This window comes from Ruegeria sp. YTSB088, from assembly GCF_059609825.1.
Map to the genome: position 1 here is coordinate 1 of NZ_JBXWMM010000018.1, position 20429 is coordinate 20429.

Below are 20429 nucleotides of genomic sequence, written 5' to 3' on the forward strand. Positions count from 1 at the left end.
GTCTTGCCGTGGTCAACGTGGCCAATCGTGCCGATGTTGACGTGCGGCTTATTACGCTCAAACTTTTCCTTTGCCATGATGGCCTCCTTTTTCGGTAATGAAGAGAGCCCGTGAACCGAGCTCCCTCAAATCTTCGCTTATGCGTATTTCGCCTGGATCTCGTCCGAGATGTTCTGCGGAACCGGATCGTAATGGTCGAACTGCATGGTAAACTGGGCACGGCCCGACGACATCGAACGCAGGGTGTTGATGTAGCCGAACATGTTCGCCAGCGGAACGAATGCGTCGATCGCGATTGCGTTGCCGCGCGGCTCCTGACCAGACACTTGGCCACGACGCGAGGTCAGGTCGCCGATGATACCACCGGTGTATTCTTCCGGGGTGATCACTTCGACCTTCATGATTGGTTCCAGCAATTTCGCGCCGGCTTTGCGCATGCCTTCACGCATACACATGCGACCCGCGATTTCGAACGCCAGAACGCTCGAGTCAACGTCGTGGAACTTACCGTCCAGCAGGGCAACCTTGAAGTCGATCACGGGGAAGCCAGCCAGAGGGCCGCTGTCCATAACCGACTGGATGCCTTTTTCGACACCCGGAATGTATTCCTTCGGAACGGCACCGCCAACGATGCGGGACTCGAAGGAGTAGCCTTCGCCCGGCTCGGTCGGCGTGATCTCAAGCTTGACCTCGGCGAACTGACCCGAACCACCCGACTGTTTCTTGTGGGTGTAGGTGTGCTCGACCGGCATCGAGATGGTTTCACGATAGGCCACCTGCGGCGCACCGATGTTGGCCTCGACCTTGAACTCGCGCTTCAGACGGTCAACCAGGATGTCCAGGTGAAGTTCGCCCATGCCCTTCATGATGGTCTGACCTGATTCCAGGTCGGTTTCCACACGGAAGGACGGGTCTTCTGCGGCCAGACGGGCCAGACCCTGGGACATCTTTTCCTGGTCGCCCTTGGTCTTGGGCTCGACCGCGATCTCGATCACCGGATCGGGGAAGGTCATGGTTTCCAGAACCACCGGATCCTTGGCGTCACACAGGGTGTCACCGGTGGTGGTGTCTTTCAGACCCGCCAGCGCGATGATGTCGCCTGCAAACGCTTCTTCGATCTCTTCCCGGTTGTTCGAGTGCATCATCATCATACGACCGATGCGCTCTTTCTTACCTTTGGTCGAGTTCAGGATCGAGTCACCTTTGTTCATGGTGCCCGAGTAGATCCGAGTGAAGGTCAGCGAGCCAACGAAGGGGTCGTTCATGATTTTGAACGCCAGGCCCGAGAACGCCATGTCGTCATCCGCGCGGCGCGGAATGTCACGAACTTCTTCCTCGTCGCCGGGTTTGAAACCCATGTAGTCGACAACGTCCAGCGGGCTGGGCAAATAGTCGATCACAGCGTTGAGCAGCGGCTGAACGCCTTTGTTCTTGAACGCCGAACCACCCAGAACCGGAACGAACGCGATTTCCAGAGTACCTTTACGCAGCAGGGCGCGCAGGGTCGGAACGTCGGGCTCATTGCCTTCCAGGTATTCCATCATCGCGTCGTCGTCCATTTCGACGGCCGCTTCGATCATCTTTCCGCGCCATTCGTCAGCCATGTCTTTCAGGCTGTCACGGATCGGTGCTTTGACCCAGCTTGCGCCCAGGTCTTCGCCCTGCCACAGCCATTCTTCCATGGTGACCAAGTCGATCAGGCCTTCCAGCTCGGTCTCTGCGCCGATCGGAATACCAACCGGAACAGCACGTGCGCCGGTACGGTCTTCGATCATTGCAACGCAGTTGAAGAAGTCCGCGCCGATCTTGTCCATCTTGTTGACGAACACCATACGCGGAACCTTGTAGCGGTCAGCCTGACGCCACACTGTTTCGGTCTGGGGCTCAACACCGGCGTTTGCGTCCAGAACGCAAACGGCACCGTCGAGAACCGCCAGCGAGCGTTCAACTTCAATGGTGAAGTCAACGTGGCCGGGAGTGTCGATGATGTTCAGGCGGTGCTTAGGCGAGTCAGCAGTTTCACCGTCTTCGGTGCGTTCCCAAAACGTGGTGGTCGCAGCCGAGGTAATGGTGATGCCGCGTTCCTGCTCCTGCTCCATCCAGTCCATGGTGGCTGCACCATCGTGCACCTCACCGATGTTGTGGGATTTGCCGGTGTAATACAGGATGCGTTCCGAGCAGGTGGTTTTCCCTGCATCGATATGCGCCATGATACCGAAGTTACGGTAATGGTTGAGTGTATATTCGCGTGCCATTTTGATAAGCCTCTGGAATTACCAACGGTAGTGGCTGAAGGCTTTGTTCGCCTCGGCCATCTTGTGGGTGTCTTCGCGCTTCTTAACGGCGGTACCGCGGGACTGTACGGCGTCCAGCAGTTCACCGGCGAGGCGTTCTTCCATGGTGTTTTCGTTGCGGCCGCGCGCTGCGGTGATCAGCCAGCGGATGGCCAGTGCTTCGCGGCGCTCGGGGCGCACTTCGACCGGAACCTGGTAGGTTGCACCACCAACCCGGCGCGAGCGAACCTCGACCGACGGTTTGATGTTGTCGAGCGCTTCGTGGAACACTTCGACAGGAGCGCGCTTGATCTTGCCTTCAACGCGGTCAAATGCGTTGTAAACGATGCGCTCTGCGACCGACTTCTTGCCGTCGATCATCAGGTTGTTCATGAATTTTGTCAGAACCTTATCGCCAAATTTGGCGTCAGGCAGGACTTCGCGTTTTTCGGCGGCGTGACGACGTGACATATCAGCCTCTCCTTCTTACTTGGGACGCTTCGCGCCGTATTTCGAACGACGTTGTTTACGATCTTTGACGCCCTGAGTATCCAGAACACCGCGAAGGATGTGATAACGCACACCGGGAAGGTCTTTTACACGACCGCCACGGATCAGAACAACCGAGTGTTCCTGCAGGTTGTGGCTTTCACCCGGGATGTACGAGATGACCTCGAACCCGTTGGTCAGGCGCACTTTGGCAACCTTACGCATAGCCGAGTTCGGTTTCTTCGGTGTGGTGGTATACACGCGGGTGCAGACGCCGCGCTTCTGCGGGCACTGCTCCAGGTGCATGGACTTCGAGCGTTTTACTTTAGGCTGCCGCGGTTTGCGGATCAGCTGTTGAATAGTTGGCATTCCGGTTCTTTCCCCGTTTTGCAACACACATGACATGCACGCGCGTCGCGTGCGGCTAAATTCGCTGCACTCATGCGTCCACAAGCGCAAAACCCACGAGCGTTCCCATTCCGAGGTGAACGTCGCGGTTGTTTCTCAGAGGGCGCGAACTGCAAAATTGTCCGGGCCTTGACCAGTTCATTACTGGAATCGGCTACGGGGCGGCCCCCGGCACCGAGATGACGCGCGTATAGGGGGAGTCGTCCCGAGTGTCAACAGCTGTACACCAACGCCCCTGCGCTCGCGTTGTGTCGGGTGTATCGGATTGCCTTATAACGCGCCACCGTCGCTGTTGCGGCTGAACCGTAGCACGGGCATAGTCGTGTGGAGTACCTGCTGATGGATTACAGATGCAAGTGATTGGCCTTTGCCGATTTTCCTATCCCGCAACGGGCGGCTTTCGACTGAATCGGGATACAATCGAAGAGCAGCGGCAGTTTCTGTATGCCCCTGACCGGCTGGAAGAGCGCTTTCACCTGTTTGAGACCATCACTCTGCCCAGCTTTCGCACCCAGACAGATGAGGCGTTTGAGCTGTTGGTGTTAACGGGGACTTGCCTCCCTCAGATCTATGCGGACCGGCTGCGCGATCTGACCGCCGGGATCAAACAGATCTGTGTCATTGAAAAGGAACCTGGAGATCATAAGCAGATTATGCGTGAGGTACTGAACACCGCGCGAACGAATCAGCATCAGCCTTGCGTGCAATTTCGACATGACGACGATGACGCCGTTTCCGTTGATTTCATAGAATGCCTCCGCGCCGCTGTTCATGAGAATGAGGGACTGATGCAGCAGAGCGAGTCTGTCGGCATAGATTTCAATCACGGTTTCATCGCCCGGCGCGAGGCTCGAGGGTTTCAGGCCGCTCAGGTCTATCGGTCGTTGCTGGGTGTTGGCCTGGGTATGTATGTTCAGGCCAGCAGCAGGCGGACAATCTTTGACCGGTTGCACAACAGGCTGGCCCGGTTCATGCCTGTGGTCAGCTATCCGGACACGCCCATGTGGGTAAGGATGCTTCACGCGTACAACGACTCGGACCACGCGCGCAAAGATACCAGTGAGTTATCATCTTTCACGCCACAGCAGGCAGAAGACCTGCGGGCGCGGTTCTTGATCGACCTGGACGCGTCCGACGTCAAATATGCAGCGCGCTGAGAAAATGCAGGTTATCGGTCTTTGCAGGTTTTCCTATCCCGCAATTGGCGGTTTTCAGACAACGCACGAGAGTGTCGAAGACAGACGGCGATTTCTGTACCAGCACGACAGGTTGGAAGAGCGGTTTCGCCTGTTTGAGACGGTCGCCCTGCCCGGTTTCAAAAAACAGTCTGACGACGATTTCCAGTTGATAATCGTGGTCGGCGATTGCTTGCCCAAACTGGCATATGACCGCCTCAACGATCTGACAGGGGGTTTTAAGCAGGTGCGCATAGTCGCGAAACCTCCGGGGCGACACAGGAAAGTCATGCAGGATGTCCTGAATTCGGCGCGGAACAATCCCGATCAACCCTGCCTTCAGTTTCGTCACGACGACGATGATGCAGTGGCCGTGGATTTTGTCGAACGGCTCCGAGGTTGTGTCAGGGACTGCGTCGGTTTGTTTGGAAAGCGCGCTATGGTCGCTGTTGATTTCAATTGCGGTTATCTGGCCCGTGCCACTGCTGATGGTATACAAGCCGCTCGCGTACACCGCCCGTTGATATCAGCCGGTCTTGGAATGTACGTGCGGGGTGGGCAGCAGAAATCGATCATGAATTTTGCCCATAACAGGATCAACCGAGCGATGCCCGTTGTGACGCGACCGGATACTCCGATGTGGGTACGGGGATTGAACCGGTTCAATGACTCACCACGAACCAGAAAGATCGATGTCGGGCTTACACCTCTTACCCGGCAGCAGGAGCTCGAGTTTCAAACCCGTTTCGCCATTGATCAGGACATGGTCAGACGGAGTCACGCCAAGCCCTGACGCGCACGTGCCCGGAACAACGTAAACAACCCGGCACCCACGATCAGGGCGGCACCCAGCATCGTCAGATTGTCGGGCCATTCGTCAAACACGACCCAACCCAACCCGAGCGCCCAGATCAGGCCGGAATATCTGAACGGCGCAATAAATCCGACATCCCCCTGACGCATGACCATGACGCTGAACAAATAGCCAAGCAACACAAACACGGCCGCCGCCGCGACCAGGGAACCCGCTGTTGCCGAAACCGGAACCCATCCTTCGAAAACCGAGGCTATTGCTGCGGCCCCTGCAATGGAAACCGAAGTGGCCAACGTAACCAGCATCGATGGCACGTCGGCTGACATACGTCGCGTGACAAGGTCCCGAACTGTAATCGAAGCCACTGCAACCAGCGCATAGATGGAATACACACTGAATCCCTCTGGCCCGGGTCTTACGATCAGAAGCATTCCGAAGAAACCCACGGCGATAGCCAGTGAGCGTCGCCAACCAACCTGTTCGGAAAAAACCAAAGCCGCACCCAAGGTTACCGTAAGAGGCAATGCCTGAAGAATGGCCGTAACATTGGCAAGGGGCATGTTCTTCAGCGACGTCAGGAAAAAGAAAGTCGCGGCCAGCTCTGCAAGGCAGCGAAGTGCAACCAGCCACTTGTCATGGCGCGAAAAATTCAGATGCAACGTGCCCAAAGACCGGGCAAGTACATAGATCAGAAAAACCGCCAAGAACCCGCGCAGGGCCACCAACTGAAACAAAGGCAGATCCTGCAAGGTAACCTTCACCAGCGTGTCGTTCAGGGTAAATGCAGCCATGCTACCCATCATCAGCAAGGCGCCTTTTGTGTTTGGAGTCATGCTGTTTCAAGCTCCGGGGCTATTGATCGCCCCGCATTGGCCAAGGACTTGAGCCGGATGTCAATATCGCACCATGCGACAGCGTGATCATCAACCGAATGGGAGGATGGTCCCAAACAGGTTCAGGCTGGAAGGCTCTGTCGTGTCTTTGACAAACTCCACCCAGTCCTCTCCGTATGCACGTTCGAAAAACACCGGGTATTGCCACACAAGGTTGTGAAAAGTAAATGTCGTCACCAACGCGCCAACCGTCAGCGCCCCGGCAAACTCTCGTAGTTTACCTTTCAGAAAAAGCATCACCATAATACAGGCCCCTCCTGCGAGGCCGAGGCTGACGAAGTCCTGCGTACCAACCTGACCGGGCACCGGAATACCAACCGATTGATATTGAATGAAGCGAGACAGGAAGACCGCAAGAATACCCAGCAAAAAAGCCCCCAGAAACGCAGCGGGATAACTCAGGCGCTGCCAGACACTTTCGGTACCAGGCGAAGGTGACTTGCTTGTGTTTTCTTCCGAGCGCTGTTTGATCCGCGCCACCCGGTCCTCGAAGGAATTGTTTTTGATGTCCATGGGTCAGCTCAAAACTATCTGAAAACACATTACAGCGCTAATTCACTGATTGCAGAACCACAAGCATGGCGCAATTGGGTCAATAGACGTGTTCTGACACTTCGGTTCACATTTCCGTACTTTGGTGCGGCCAGAAAAAAAAAGGCCCCGCGATTTCGCGGGGCCTTTTTAGTTCTGAATGGCGCTGCTTACTCGCGGCTTTCCGGTGTTTCGACCAGAACGTCCAGTTCATCCCCGACCATATCATCATCCATGATCGGAGCGGCCAGGGCAGCGGCGGCCTCGGCCTCTTCCCGTCGTGCTTCGATGACTACGTTGTCACGCGACTGCGCGATGTGACGAACGGCCTGAGTTGCACCACCAGTACCGGCAGGGATCAGACGGCCGACGATGACGTTCTCTTTCAGGCCAACCAGCTTGTCTTTCTTGCCCTGCACCGACGCTTCGGTCAGCACGCGGGTGGTTTCCTGGAACGACGCCGCCGAGATGAACGAACGTGTCTGCAGCGAGGCTTTGGTGATCCCCAAGAGGATCGGTTCGCCCTGAGCCGGACGGCCACCACGCGAGAGTGTCTTCTCGTTGGCCGCATCAAACTCCTGCTTGTCGACATGCTCGCCTTTCAGCAGGGTGGTGTCGCCTGAATCCAGGATCTCCCACTTCTGCAGCATCTGACGCACGATGACTTCGATGTGCTTGTCGTTGATCTTCACGCCCTGCAGACGATACACGTCCTGCACCTCGTCGATCATGTAATCCGCCAGCGCTTCGACACCCATGATAGACAGGATGTCATGCGGAGCCGGGTTGCCGTCCATCAGGTATTCACCCTTCTGGATGAAATCGCCCTCCGCGACCGGGATATGTTTACCCTTGGGTACCATATACTCGATCGTTTCCATCGACTCGTCTGCCGGCTCGATACTGATGCGGCGCTTGTTCTTGTAGTCACGGCCAAAGCGCACGTAACCATCCGCCTCGGCGATGATCGCGTGATCTTTCGGGCGACGGGCTTCGAACAGTTCAGCCACACGCGGCAGACCACCGGTGATGTCCTTGGTCTTGGCACCTTCACGCGGGATACGCGCAACAACGTCACCTGCTTCGATCTGCTGACCATCTTCGATCGACAGGATCGCGTCCACCGACATCGGATAGTGAACCGGGTTGCCCGCATCGTTGCGGACCGGCTCGCCATCTTCGCCAACCAGAATGATCTCAGGCTTCAGCTCGCTGCCTTTCGGGGCCGCGCGCCAGTCGATCACGATCTTCTGGGTCATACCGGTTGCTTCATCGGTCTCGTCGCGGACAGCAAGGCCCGAAACCAGATCGACATATTTCGCGGTACCCGCTTTCTCGGCGATGATCGGCAGGGTGTAGGGATCCCATTCGAACAGCTTGTCACCACGGGCTACCTTGGTGCCATCCTTCACGAACAGCTTCGAGCCGTAGGTCAGCTTGTGGCTGGCACGCTCTTCGCCATGTTCGTCTTTGATCACCAGCTTCATGTTCCGGCCCATGACCAGGCTTTCGCCTGCGGCATTGGCCAGGATCTGCGGGTTCTCGAACGAAACGACACCGTCTTGGCTGGCTTCCTGGAACGACTGCTGGCCACCTTGCGCAACACCACCAATGTGGAAGGTCCGCATCGTCAGCTGCGTACCGGGTTCACCGATGGACTGGGCTGCGATGATGCCGACAGCCTCACCTGTGTTCACCATGGTACCGCGTGCAAGGTCGCGACCGTAGCATGTCGCACAGACGCCTTCCTCGGACTCACAGGTCAGAGGCGACCGGATACGCATCGAAGCAACACCGGCCTCGTCGATCATGTCGGCCATACGTTCGTCGATCAACTGACCTGCAGCGACCAGAACCTCATCCGTACCCGGACGCAGAACGTCGTCGGCAGAGACACGGCCCAGAACACGTTCGGCAAGCGAGGCGACAACCTCACCGTCATTCACCGCAGCTTCGGCAGTGATTGCACGCTCGGTGCCGCAGTCGATCTCACGAACGATGCAGTCCTGAGCGACATCCACCAGACGACGGGTCAGGTAACCCGAGTTCGCCGTCTTCAGAGCGGTATCCGACAGACCCTTACGGGCACCGTGAGTCGAGTTGAAGTACTCGAGAACGGTCAGACCTTCTTTAAAGTTCGAGATGATTGGCGTCTCGATGATGTCGCCGTTCGGCTTGGCCATCAGGCCGCGCATACCGCCCAGCTGTTTCATCTGAGTAACCGAGCCACGCGCACCGGAGTGAGCCATCATGTAGACCGAGTTCGGCTCCATGTCCGACCCGTCTTCGGCCTTTGCAACGTCCGAGATCGTGCTCATCATTGCCTCAGTCACGCGGTCGTTACACTTCGACCAGGCATCGACCACTTTGTTGTACTTTTCGCCCTGAGTGATCAGACCATCCATGTACTGCTGTTCAAAGTCTTTCACCTGACTGCGCGTTTCGTCGACGATGCTCCACTTGCCGTTCGGGATGACCATGTCGTCCTTACCAAACGAAATGCCCGCCTTGAACGCTTCTTTGAAGCCCATCGACATGATCTGGTCACAGAAGATAACCGACTCTTTCTGACCGCAATAGCGGTAGACGGTGTCGATCACCTGCTGCACTTCTTTTTTCCGCAGCAGGCGGTTGACCAGCTCGAAAGGTGCCTTGTTGTTCATTGGCAGCAGAGCACCCAGACGCAGACGACCCGGAGTGGTTTCATAACGCTTCTGAATTTCATTGCCTTCGTCGTCGATCTGCTTGATCCGAGCGGTGATTTTCGAGTGCAAGTGCACCTCGCCCGCGTCCAGCGCGTGCTGGACTTCGTCGATCGAGCCAAAGACCTTGCCTTCGCCCGGCATGCCTTCGCGTTCCAGGGTCACATAGTACAGACCCAGGATCATATCCTGTGACGGAACGATGATCGGCGCACCGTTTGCAGGCGACAGAACGTTGTTCGTCGACATCATAAGAACACGCGCTTCCAGCTGCGCCTCAAGGCTCAGCGGAACGTGAACGGCCATCTGGTCACCGTCGAAGTCAGCGTTAAAGGCCGAGCAGACCAGCGGGTGCAGCTGGATGGCTTTACCTTCGATCAGAACCGGCTCGAACGCCTGAATGCCAAGACGGTGCAGCGTCGGCGCACGGTTCAGCATGACAGGGTGTTCGCGGATCACCTCATCGAGGATATCCCATACTTCGGGACGCTCTTTCTCGACCAGTTTCTTCGCCTGTTTGACGGTCGAAGACAGACCTTTGGCTTCAAGACGCGAGTAGATGAACGGCTTGAACAGCTCGAGCGCCATCTTCTTGGGCAGACCACACTGGTGCAGCTTGAGTTCCGGGCCGGTCACAATGACCGAACGGCCCGAGAAGTCGACGCGTTTCCCCAGAAGGTTCTGACGGAAGCGGCCTTGCTTGCCTTTCAGCATGTCAGACAGCGATTTCAGCGGACGCTTGTTGGCGCCGGTGATCACGCGGCCACGACGGCCGTTGTCGAACAGAGCGTCAACGGATTCCTGCAACATCCGCTTTTCGTTGCGGACGATGATGTCAGGCGCACGCAGCTCGATCAGACGCTTCAGACGGTTGTTCCGGTTGATGACGCGGCGATACAGATCGTTCAGATCCGAGGTCGCGAAACGACCACCATCCAGCGGAACCAGCGGACGCAGTTCCGGCGGAATGACCGGGATCACCGTCATCACCATCCACTCAGGCCGGTTGCCCGACTCGAGGAAGGATTCAACAACCTTCAGACGCTTGATGATCTTCTTCGGCTTCAGCTCACCAGTTGCTTCGGCCAGATCAGCGCGCAGCTGCTCGGCTTCGGCTTCCAGATCGATCTGGGCCAGCATTTCGCGGATGGCTTCGGCACCGATATTGGCGGTGAACGCGTCCATGCCATAGGCATCCTGAGCGTCCATGAACTCTTCTTCGGTCAGCATCTGGCCGTAGGTCAGGTCGGTCAGACCGGGCTCGATGACGACGTAGTTTTCAAAGTACAGAACGCGTTCCAGATCACGCAGCGTCATGTCCAGCATCAGACCGATGCGGGACGGCAGCGACTTCAGGAACCAGATATGTGCTACGGGTGCTGCCAGTTCGATATGGCCCATACGCTCGCGGCGGACTTTCTGCAGGGTGACTTCCACACCGCATTTCTCGCAGACAACGCCGCGATACTTCATCCGCTTATATTTGCCGCACAAACATTCATAATCTTTGATTGGGCCAAAGATACGCGCGCAGAACAGACCGTCACGTTCAGGCTTGAACGTCCGGTAGTTGATGGTTTCGGGTTTCTTGATCTCGCCATAGGACCAAGACAGGATCCGCTCGGGCGACGCCAACGAGACCTTGATCTCGTCAAAGACCTTCGGGGGCGTCAGCGGGTTAAACGGGTTGTTGGTGATTTCCTGGTTCATTTTGCGTCCTTACAAATTGGGATGGGATGAGTGTGTGGCGTTGCCGCCCCTACTCTTCCTCCGCATCCAGGAGTTCCATATTCAGGCCGAGGCCACGGACTTCTTTCACCAGAACGTTGAACGATTCCGGTACGCCGGCTTCAAAGTTATCCTCGCCCTTGACGATCGACTCATAGACCTTGGTCCGGCCGGCGACGTCATCCGATTTCACGGTGAGCATCTCCTGCAGGGTGTAGGCGGCGCCGTAGGCTTCCAGAGCCCAGACTTCCATCTCACCAAAGCGCTGACCACCGAACTGCGCCTTACCACCCAGCGGCTGCTGGGTAACCAGGCTGTACGGCCCGGTCGAACGCGCGTGGATTTTGTCGTCCACAAGGTGGTGCAGTTTCAGCAGGTACTTGATACCCACGGTCACCGGACGTGCGAATTGCTCACCGGTACGACCGTCGAACAGGATCGACTGACCGCTCTGCGAGAAGCCGGCACGCACCAGCGCGTCATTGACGTCAGCCTCTTTGGCACCGTCAAAGACCGGGGTTGCGATCGGAACACCACGGGTTACATTGCCCGCTGCTTCGACAAGCGTTTCCTCGTCCATGCCGGTGATGCCTTCTTCGTAGACATCTTCGCCATAGGCCACCTTCATCGCTTCGCGCACCGGGGTCAGGTCGCCGGAACGGCGGTATTCACCCAGAGCTTCGTCGATGTTCAGACCCAGACCGCGCGCGGCCCAACCCATATGGGTTTCAAGGATCTGACCAACATTCATACGCGAAGGCACGCCCAGCGGGTTCAGACAGAAGTCAACCGGAGTACCATCGGCCAGGAACGGCATGTCTTCCATCGGGACAACCTTGGAAATCACACCTTTGTTCCCGTGACGACCGGCCATCTTGTCGCCCGGCTGCAGCTTACGCTTCACGGCGATGAAGACTTTGACCATCTTCATCACACCCGGCGGCAGATCGTCACCACGACGGACTTTCTCAACCTTGTCTTCGAAACGGGCATCCAGAGCGCGCTTGAGCACTTCGTATTGCTCATTCAGAGCCTCTACGATCTGGGCGTCCTTCTCGTCTTCCAGTGCCAGCTGCCACCACTGACCACGGGTCAGCATGTCCAGCAGTTCCTCGGTGATCACCGATCCTGCCTTGACGCCTTTCGGGCCTTTGACAGCGGTCTTACCCAGGATCAGACCTTGCAGACGCGCATAGATGTTGCGGTCAAGGATCGCCAGCTCGTCATCCCGGTCACGGGCCAGACGTTCGACTTCCTCACGCTCGATCTGCAGCGCACGCTCGTCTTTCTCGACGCCGTGACGGTTGAAGACGCGGACTTCCACGACAGTCCCGTAATCGCCCGGCTTCACGCGCAGCGAAGTATCGCGCACATCTGATGCTTTTTCACCAAAGATGGCGCGCAGCAGCTTTTCTTCCGGGGTCATCGGGCTTTCGCCCTTCGGAGTGATCTTGCCGACCAGAATATCGCCCGGCTCAACATCCGCACCGATGTAAACGATGCCGGCCTCGTCGAGGTTGCGCAGCGCTTCTTCACCGACGTTCGGGATGTCGCGGGTGATCTCTTCCGGACCCAGCTTGGTGTCACGGGCGGCGACTTCGAATTCCTCGATATGGACCGAGGTAAAGACGTCATCACGCGCGATACGTTCCGAAATCAGGATCGAGTCTTCGTAGTTGTACCCGTTCCACGGCATGAACGCGACAATCACGTTCTTACCCAGAGCCAGTTCACCCATGTCGGTTGACGGACCGTCGGCGATCACCTCGCCTTTCTGGACGGTGTCGCCCACTTTCACCAGCGGGCGCTGGTTGATGCAGGTGTTCTGGTTCGAACGCTGGAATTTCCGCAGGCGATAGATGTCCACACCAGCGTCGCCAAGTTCCAGATCCTCGGTAGCGCGGATAACGATACGCTGGGCATCGACCTGGTCGATGATACCGGCGCGTTTCGCCTGGATCGCAGCGCCCGAGTCGATCGCAACCTTTTCCTCGATACCGGTGCCGACCAGCGGCGCCTCGGCCCGCAGCAGCGGAACCGCCTGACGTTGCATGTTCGAGCCCATCAGAGCGCGGTTGGCGTCGTCATTCTCAAGGAACGGGATCAGCGATGCAGCGACCGAAACCAGCTGTTTCGGCGACACGTCGATCAGGTCCACATTCTCGCGCGGGGCGAGGGTGTAGTCACCGGCCTGACGGGTCGACACCAGATCATTGATGAACTTGCCGTTTTCATCCAGCGTCGCGTTCGCCTGCGCCACGGTGTGACGCATTTCCTCGGTCGCGGACATGTAGTGGACCTCATCAGTCACCTCTGCGTCTTTGACGACACGGTACGGTGTTTCGATGAAGCCATATTTGTTCACACGGGCGAAGGTGGCCAGCGAGTTGATCAGACCGATATTCGGGCCTTCCGGTGTTTCAATCGGGCACATCCGGCCATAGTGGGTCGGGTGAACGTCGCGCACCTCAAAGCCCGCGCGCTCACGTGTCAGACCACCGGGGCCAAGCGCCGAGAGACGGCGTTTGTGGGTGACTTCCGACAACGGGTTGGTCTGGTCCATGAACTGCGACAGCTGCGAGCTGCCGAAGAATTCGCGGACGGCGGCAGCGGCTGGTTTCGCGTTGATCAGGTCCTGCGGCATGACGGTGTCGATCTCGACCGACGACATACGCTCTTTGATCGCGCGCTCCATGCGCAGCAGACCAACACGGTACTGGTTTTCCATCAGTTCGCCGACTGAACGCACACGACGGTTGCCAAGGTGGTCGATATCGTCGATGTCACCTTTGCCGTCACGCAGCTCCACCAGCGCCTTGATACAGGCAACGATGTCTTCGCGGCGCAGGGTACGCAGGGTATCCGGCGCATCAAGTGCCAGACGCATGTTCATCTTCACGCGGCCAACAGCCGACAGATCATAGCGCTCGCTGTCGAAGAACAGCGTGTCGAACAGGGCCGACGCTGCCTCGACGGTGGGCGGCTCGCCTGGGCGCATGACGCGGTAGATGTCCATCAGCGCGCTTTCACGGTTCACGTTCTTGTCCTGAGCCATGGTGTTGCGCATGTAAGGGCCGACATTGACGTTGTCGATGTCCAGAACCGGGATGTCGGTGATGCCTGCGTCGATCAGCTCTTTCACAGTGCCGCCGATCAGGTCACCGTCTTTGTCATATTCCAGTGTCAGTTCATCACCGGCCTCGACATAGATCGCGCCGTTTTCTTCGTTGATGATGTCTTTGGCGACAAATTTGCCGACGATGTGATCAAACGGAACCAGAAGATCGGTAACGGTGCCTTCGTCGATCAGTTTCTTGACCGCGCGAGGCGTGACTTTCTTGCCCGCTTCAGCAATCACTTCACCGGACTTGGCGTCGATCAGATCATAGGTCGGACGGGTGCCGCGCACGCGCTCGGGGAAGAACGGTGTGACCCAGCCCTTCTTCTTGTCCAGCTTGTAGGACACGGTGTTGTAATACGCGTCCATGATCGCTTCCTGATCCAGGCCCAGCGCATAAAGCAGGGTTGTCACAGGCAGTTTGCGGCGGCGGTCGATCCGGGCGAACACGATGTCCTTGGCGTCGAACTCAAAGTCCAGCCAGCTGCCGCGATACGGGATGATGCGGCAGGCAAACAGCAGCTTGCCCGAGGAATGGGTCTTGCCCTTGTCGTGGTCAAAGAACACACCGGGCGAACGGTGCATCTGGGATACGATCACACGCTCGGTCCCGTTCACGACAAATGTGCCGTTCGGCGTCATCAAAGGCATATCGCCCATGAAGACATCCTGTTCCTTGATGTCTTTCACCGATTTAGCACCGGTGTCCTCATCGACATCGAACACGATCAGGCGCAGGGTAACCTTCAGCGGCGCGCTGTAGGTCATGTCGCGCTGCATGCATTCTTCGACATCGTATTTGGGTTTTTCCAGATCGTATTTCACGAACTCCAGAACGGAGGTTTCGTTAAAATCCTTGATCGGGAAAACCGATTGGAACACGCCTTTGATGCCTTCGCCGTCTGCGGGCTGCTCTGCATCGCCGGAGCGCAGGAAAAGATCATAAGAAGATTTCTGCACCTCAATGAGGTTCGGCATTTCCAGCACTTCGCGGATTTTGCCATAGTATTTCCGAAGACGTTTCTGGCCAAGGAACGATTGAGCCATGTCAGATGTCACCTTTCGATGTTCTCAGCGGGCAAAGACACCGTCGGGCCCCGGCGCCTTGCACATTAGAGAGGACACGTCCGGATCAATTCGTGGCCACCGTCCCGAATGGCAGCCTCCCGATCCGCGAACCGCGTCTTAGAAAACACCCCAAGTTCTGAGGCCCTTTCTGAGACAGGTTCGGCTGGACCCGGATTTCCCCGGATCCAGCCAAATCTTGCGGCGCATCAGTGATGCACCTGTCGAATGGCTTAGGCCAGCTCGACTTCGGCGCCAGCTGCTTCCAGCTTGCCTTTGACTTCTTCGGCTTCGTCTTTCGACACGCCTTCTTTGATCTTGCCGCCAGCTTCGACCAGCTCTTTGGCTTCTTTCAGGCCAAGACCGGTGATGCCGCGAACTTCTTTGATCACGTTGATTTTCGAAGCGCCGGCGTTCTTCAGAACGACGTCGAATTCGGTTTTTTCTTCCTCAGCTGCGCCACCGGCGTCGCCACCGGCTGCCATGACAACTGCGCCGCCTGCTGCGGGCTCGATGCCATATTCGTCTTTGAGGATGGTTTTCAGTTCTTGTGCTTCCAGCAGGGTCAGACCCACGATGCTTTCTGCGAGTGCTTTCAGATCAGCCATTTTATCAGCTCTTTCCGTTTACAGTGTGTGTTCCAACGTCAGGGCATCTGCCCCACGCAGATCATTCAGTGCCAACCGCTTACGCAGCTTCCGCCTTCTCTTCGATGGTGGAAAGGATGCTTGCGATGTTGCTTGCAGGTGCGCCAATCGCGCCGGCGATGTTCGAAGCAGGTGCGCCAATGCAGCCCACGATCGAAGCAATAAGCTCCTCACGAGACGGCATTTTCGAAACTGTTTCGACGCCTTTGCGGTCCAGAGCGTTCTCACCCATTGCACCACCAAGAATCTCAAAATTCTTGTTATCCTTGGCGAAGTCCTCGGCCACCTTGGCTGCCGCCACGGGGTCTTCGGAATAGGTCAGAACGGTCATCCCTGTCAGCAGGTCGGCCATGCTTTCACACGGCTTACCCTCAAGGGCGATTTTGGCGAGCCTGTTCTTGGCAACACGCACGGCACCACCCGCGTCACGAGCACGTGCGCGAAGGTCCTGCATCTCGGCAACTGTCAGACCGGCGTAGTGGGATACCACTACGACGCCAGAGCTTTCGAAGATTTGGCCGAGTTCCTCGACCACTTTCTCTTTCTGGGCTCTATCCACAGTTCTCTCCAAGTTTGGGGCGATATCTCACCCCGGCTCATATTTGCCGCAGCTTTCGCTCCGGCGTTCAGGTCCGTTGTTACGGGATTGGCCAAAATGCGCCCGAGGGTGGGACCCCCAGAATTCTTTGGTCTACCCGTCTCAGGCAGGGAATTAAGGGGCCGAATGGACCCACCCACCGTCTTGGACGAAACAAAACAAAGCGCACGACGAATCGCACGCTTTGTTCCGTAGGTCTTATTAGGGCAGATAAAGGGGGTTTCCAAGGGGTAAATTGCTCCCAAAGCGGATCAAAAAACCGCCCAAACTCCGACCACGTGGCGTCAGAACTTTCCGTTATCGTTTTTCCATTCTTCGCGCGGCGGGATCTCTTCGATCGTGCTCCAGTGCTCAACAATTCGATCATCGTCCCACCGAAACAAATCATAAAAGCTTGAATGAACCCCATTTCTCTGGCCTTCGCACACACACAGAACGAAATTGCCCTCGGCTAAAACCCTGTGCGACGTCTCGTAAGCAAACACCAGATTGCTTGCGCTTCGACCTTCCAACACGCTCTTGAGTGCCGAGATGCCGTCAGCCATTTCCGGATTGTGCTGTTTCAGGTCTTCGGCCACAAATTCTGCCAACCTATCGAACCGACGCTCGATAAGGACCTCCGTGACAAACACACGGCTGGTTGACCGGTTTTCTTCGGTCTTCTCCAAATCCGCTATTTCAGTGTGGCCATCCTGCATTCCACGCCCCGAGAGGTTTGGACCTCGCAAAGGCTGAATGTTGTCCCAATGCTCTACGGCTTTTCCATCTTCGAACCTAAACACCTCGAACGCTGCGCGCAGACTGCTGAAATCGTACTCGATATGCGCAAAGGCAAAATCGCCATCTTCGAAAACCCGTTTGAATGTGACCCTAGGCGAGGTTTTTGACAGTCGCGCGAACAATTCCGCAATACCTTCACTGCCTTCGTGGGTTTGAGGATTGTGCTGAATATACTTGTCTTCATTGACCACCGCTGCCGCCATAGCGTCACCGGTTTCCAGACCCTTGAGAAATTTTTGAATGAGAACGCGCTTGGTTTCCATGGCGAGGGTCCGTTTTTTTGACGAGCACCGAATTGGATGTCTGGCCACTTTTGCACCGAACCCCGCAAAAGAAAATCCCGGACAGTTCGCACCACCCGGGATCAATTCTTCAAATCGGAAATCTAGGGCTTATTCGCCCGCGGCTTCCGCCACATCAACGGTCACGCCAGGACCCATGGTCGAGCTCAGCGCGATTTTTTTCATGTAGGTGCCCTTGGCGCCCGACGGTTTCGCCTTGGCAACAGCCGTGACAAACGCTCGGACGTTTTCGACCAGCTTGGCTTCGTCAAACGACGCTTTGCCAACACCGGCATGAACAACGCCGCCTTTTTCCGCCTTGAACTGAACTTCACCACCTTTGGCTGCTTCCACGGCGGCTTTCACGTCCATGGTCACGGTGCCAACCTTGGGGTTCGGCATCAGGTTGCGGGGGCCCAGAACTTTACCCAGACGGCCGACGATCGGCATCATGTCCGGGGTTGCAATGCAGCGATCGAATTCGATGGTGCCGCCCTGAATGGATTCCATCAGGTCTTCTGCGCCGACGATATCTGCGCCTGCTTCTTTCGCTTCGTCCGCCTTGGGGCCACGTGCGAATACGGCGACGCGCATCGCTTTACCTGTGCCATTCGGCAGGCCAACGACGCCACGAACCATCTGGTCCGCGTGACGGGTGTCAACGCCCAGGTTCATCGCGATTTCGATGGTCTCGTCGAATTTCGAGGTTGCGTTGCCTTTGACCAGGGCAACCGCTTCTTCAACCGACAGGTTTTCCTTGCCAGCGACAGCTTCGCGCGCAGTGCGGGTACGTTTACCGAGTTTTGCCATCTTACTTCACCTCGATGCCCATGGAGCGGGCCGAGCCCAGGATGATCTGCATTGCGCCTTCGATGTCGGTGGCGTTCAGATCTTTCATTTTGGCTTCGGCGATTTCGCGAACCTGCTTCGAGGTCACGGTTGCCACAGTCTCACGACCTGGGTTTTCCGCACCGCGAGGGCGGTTCCGCTTGCCAACCGGCTTCAGGCCAGCCGCTTTTTTCAGGTAATAAGACGCGGGCGGCGTCTTGATGTCCATGGTGAAGGACTTGTCCTGATAATAGGTAATCACGGTCGGGCAAGGCGCGCCTTGCTCCATGTCTGCGGTCTTGGCGTTGAACGCCTTGCAGAATTCCATGATGTTGATGCCGCGCTGACCCAGCGCCGGACCAACTGGCGGCGACGGGTTCGCCTGTCCTGCAGGAACCTGCAGTTTCATTGTACCAGCAAGCTTCTTGGCCATTTGGTTTTCCTTTCAACTTAGGTGAAACGCGTCCCACCCAGATTATGTTGCGTGGTCCGATCCGGGATCGCGATCCCTGCAACCTCCCACGAGAGAATCTCGCCCGAAGACGATAGAGGCGGCGTTTACAGGGGATCAGTAGAGATGACAAGTGGTTGGCGCCGCAATCTGGATATACCGAATCAAAACCAGGAAGGTTATTCGCCACCTAAAAGATTGTAGGCCACTGGCAGTGCAATTGTGAATGCCACTAACGTTTTAAAAAAACGGCGAAAACCACAAATCAGTCGCTCATCAATCGGGATTTTGGTGCTTGCATCACCACAAAGCGCGTGGCCGTGTTATACTTCGAAAAATTAGTGAATTTTGGTGGAGGTTAATTATGATACTTCGTTTAGTTTTAACTCTTGGCATCGCCTTTTCTCTTGCTGCAGCTGCCCCTCAGACAGCGCGGGCGGACGCTGGTGAATTCCTCGGCGGCGCCGTCGTCGGCGGAATCGTTGGCTACGCGATTGGCAAGGACCAACAGAAGAAAAAGTCGCAGAGAACGACCACATCAAATCGAACTTACCGGTCGGGCATCCCATCGACTTCACAGGGCGCGCAAACCCAGACCGCGCTCAATTACTTCGGATACAATGCAGGAAGGGTCGATGGCCAGGTCGGTCGTGGCACCCGGTCCGCAATCGAACGCTATCAGGCCTCGATGGGCTATCCTGTGAACGGCTATGATTTTCAGCCCTATCAGTCCGACTTTTTGATGCAGGCCTACTATTGGGCCACAAGCGGTGGGCAGTCGGCCACTCAGCTTTCGGGCCAACCGCTGTTGATGGCGTATCGCCGTCAGGTGCACACGGGCTCTGCTCTGGCTGCTGCCCCTCAGGCCCCGGCAAAAGCCGTGCCGGTACAACCTGTCCCGGTTACGACACCGCAGGAACCCGAACCCGAGACCACTGAAACAGCGTCTGCAAGCCTGCCGAGCCTGTTTTCAGGCGGTACCGGAGGCCCGTCGCTGGCCAATCGCTGCAGCGGAGTCATGCTGCAAACATCGACCAATGGCGGCTATACAACCCTGTCGAACATGTCCGATCCCGACTTTGCGCTCAGCGAGCAGTTCTGCCTTGCCCGCAGTTACGCGATGGCACGCGGTGAAGATCTGATTCAGGATATCCAGGGACTGACGCCGGATCAGGTTAGCGCCCAATGCGACTCTTATGGTGAAATGGTGGCTCCACAAGTTGACGCTCTGTCGATCAACTCGAAAACTGAGGCTGAAACCCAGATGCGCAAGCTGGCGCTGGACTCCGGGCTCAGCCCCCAAGATCTTGCCGCAACAAGCAAGGTCTGCCTGGCGATTGGCTACCGTCAGGACAACATGGATGCCGCTCTTGGGTCTGCTCTGATGCTGGTCGCAATGGGTGAACCGGCGTACGGCGAACTGATTGGCCACCATCTGCGCGAAGGTTTCGGCGTGCAGGAGCGCCGCGACCTTGCGATGCAGTGGTATGACGCGAGCCTTTCGGCGCTGGATGCCGGATCGCAAGCCGTGTTCCTGCCGTCCCAGACCGACAGGCCGCAACTTTTGCGCGCGGCTATGGTTCAAGCACAATAGGTCGATACGTTTTCAGCGAATACCTAAACAAAAACGCCGCGTTACCCTTGGCAT

The 20429-nt window shown here is 56.9% G+C and carries 15 protein-coding genes; 3 read left to right on the plus strand and 12 right to left on the minus strand.

The features are described 5' to 3' along the window. Positions 1-137: 137 nt before the first annotated feature. The 3 genes from fusA to rpsL are packed head-to-tail and all read right to left on the minus strand — an operon-like array spanning position 138 to position 3131. On the minus strand, positions 138-2255 hold the full coding sequence (gene fusA, locus AC2FFA_RS20845) for an elongation factor G (RefSeq protein WP_496853103.1): 2118 nt from the start codon (positions 2253-2255) through the stop codon (positions 138-140). An 18-nt stretch (positions 2256-2273) separates the two neighbouring features. After that, entirely contained in the window at positions 2274-2744 is a 471-nt protein-coding gene (rpsG, locus tag AC2FFA_RS20850; protein WP_008756926.1) for a 30S ribosomal protein S7, read from the minus strand. A 15-nt stretch (positions 2745-2759) separates the two neighbouring features. Further along, on the minus strand, positions 2760-3131 hold the full coding sequence (gene rpsL / locus AC2FFA_RS20855) for a 30S ribosomal protein S12 (RefSeq protein ID WP_005621086.1): 372 nt from the start codon (positions 3129-3131) through the stop codon (positions 2760-2762). A gap of 389 nt (positions 3132-3520) precedes the next feature. Here rpsL and AC2FFA_RS20860 point away from each other — a divergent pair, with 389 nt between their 5' ends. Continuing rightward, on the plus strand, positions 3521-4327 hold the full coding sequence (locus tag AC2FFA_RS20860) for a putative rhamnosyl transferase (protein WP_496853104.1): 807 nt from the start codon (positions 3521-3523) through the stop codon (positions 4325-4327). 4 nt (positions 4328-4331) lie between these two features. Beyond that, positions 4332-5138, plus strand: a complete 807-nt coding sequence (locus AC2FFA_RS20865) for a glycosyltransferase (protein WP_496853127.1) — start codon at positions 4332-4334, stop codon at positions 5136-5138. Here AC2FFA_RS20865 and AC2FFA_RS20870 read toward each other — a convergent pair. From AC2FFA_RS20870 to rplK, 9 genes are all read right to left on the minus strand, one after another. Further along, complete coding sequence (locus AC2FFA_RS20870) at positions 5123-5992, minus strand: DMT family transporter (RefSeq protein ID WP_496853105.1); 870 nt, start codon at positions 5990-5992, stop codon at positions 5123-5125. The genes AC2FFA_RS20865 and AC2FFA_RS20870 overlap by 16 nt on opposite strands. A 90-nt stretch (positions 5993-6082) precedes the next feature. Continuing rightward, positions 6083-6565 carry a hypothetical protein gene (locus AC2FFA_RS20875; protein WP_496853106.1) on the minus strand — a complete coding sequence of 161 codons (483 nt, stop codon included), beginning with the start codon at positions 6563-6565 and terminating at the stop codon, positions 6083-6085. Between the two features lie 188 nt (positions 6566-6753). Next, positions 6754-10995, minus strand: coding sequence for a DNA-directed RNA polymerase subunit beta' (gene rpoC, locus AC2FFA_RS20880; RefSeq protein ID WP_496853107.1), 4242 nt, complete (start codon positions 10993-10995; stop codon positions 6754-6756). A 49-nt stretch (positions 10996-11044) separates the two neighbouring features. Next, the gene (rpoB, locus tag AC2FFA_RS20885; protein ID WP_299901787.1) at positions 11045-15178 is read right to left on the minus strand and encodes a DNA-directed RNA polymerase subunit beta; all 4134 of its coding nucleotides are present in this window, start codon (positions 15176-15178) and stop codon (positions 11045-11047) included. Between the two features lie 251 nt (positions 15179-15429). Beyond that, positions 15430-15804, minus strand: a complete 375-nt coding sequence (rplL, locus tag AC2FFA_RS20890; protein ID WP_037314964.1) for a 50S ribosomal protein L7/L12 — start codon at positions 15802-15804, stop codon at positions 15430-15432. A 79-nt stretch (positions 15805-15883) separates the two neighbouring features. Beyond that, positions 15884-16402 (minus strand): 50S ribosomal protein L10, encoded by a 519-nt coding sequence (rplJ, locus tag AC2FFA_RS20895; protein ID WP_010441181.1) that lies wholly within the window; start codon positions 16400-16402, stop codon positions 15884-15886. A 323-nt stretch (positions 16403-16725) separates the two neighbouring features. Further along, positions 16726-17484 carry a nuclear transport factor 2 family protein gene (locus AC2FFA_RS20900; protein ID WP_496720341.1) on the minus strand — a complete coding sequence of 253 codons (759 nt, stop codon included), beginning with the start codon at positions 17482-17484 and terminating at the stop codon, positions 16726-16728. A gap of 129 nt (positions 17485-17613) precedes the next feature. Beyond that, a complete protein-coding gene (gene rplA, locus AC2FFA_RS20905) occupies positions 17614-18312 on the minus strand; it encodes a 50S ribosomal protein L1 (protein WP_496853108.1) in 699 nt (232 codons plus the stop codon). A gap of 1 nt (position 18313) precedes the next feature. Next, the gene (rplK, locus tag AC2FFA_RS20910; protein WP_117872199.1) at positions 18314-18763 is read right to left on the minus strand and encodes a 50S ribosomal protein L11; all 450 of its coding nucleotides are present in this window, start codon (positions 18761-18763) and stop codon (positions 18314-18316) included. 382 nt (positions 18764-19145) lie between these two features. On the opposite strand from rplK, the gene AC2FFA_RS20915 reads away from it, so the two are divergent. Further along, a complete protein-coding gene (locus tag AC2FFA_RS20915) occupies positions 19146-20375 on the plus strand; it encodes a peptidoglycan-binding domain-containing protein (protein ID WP_496853109.1) in 1230 nt (409 codons plus the stop codon). Positions 20376-20429: the final 54 nt, after the last annotated feature.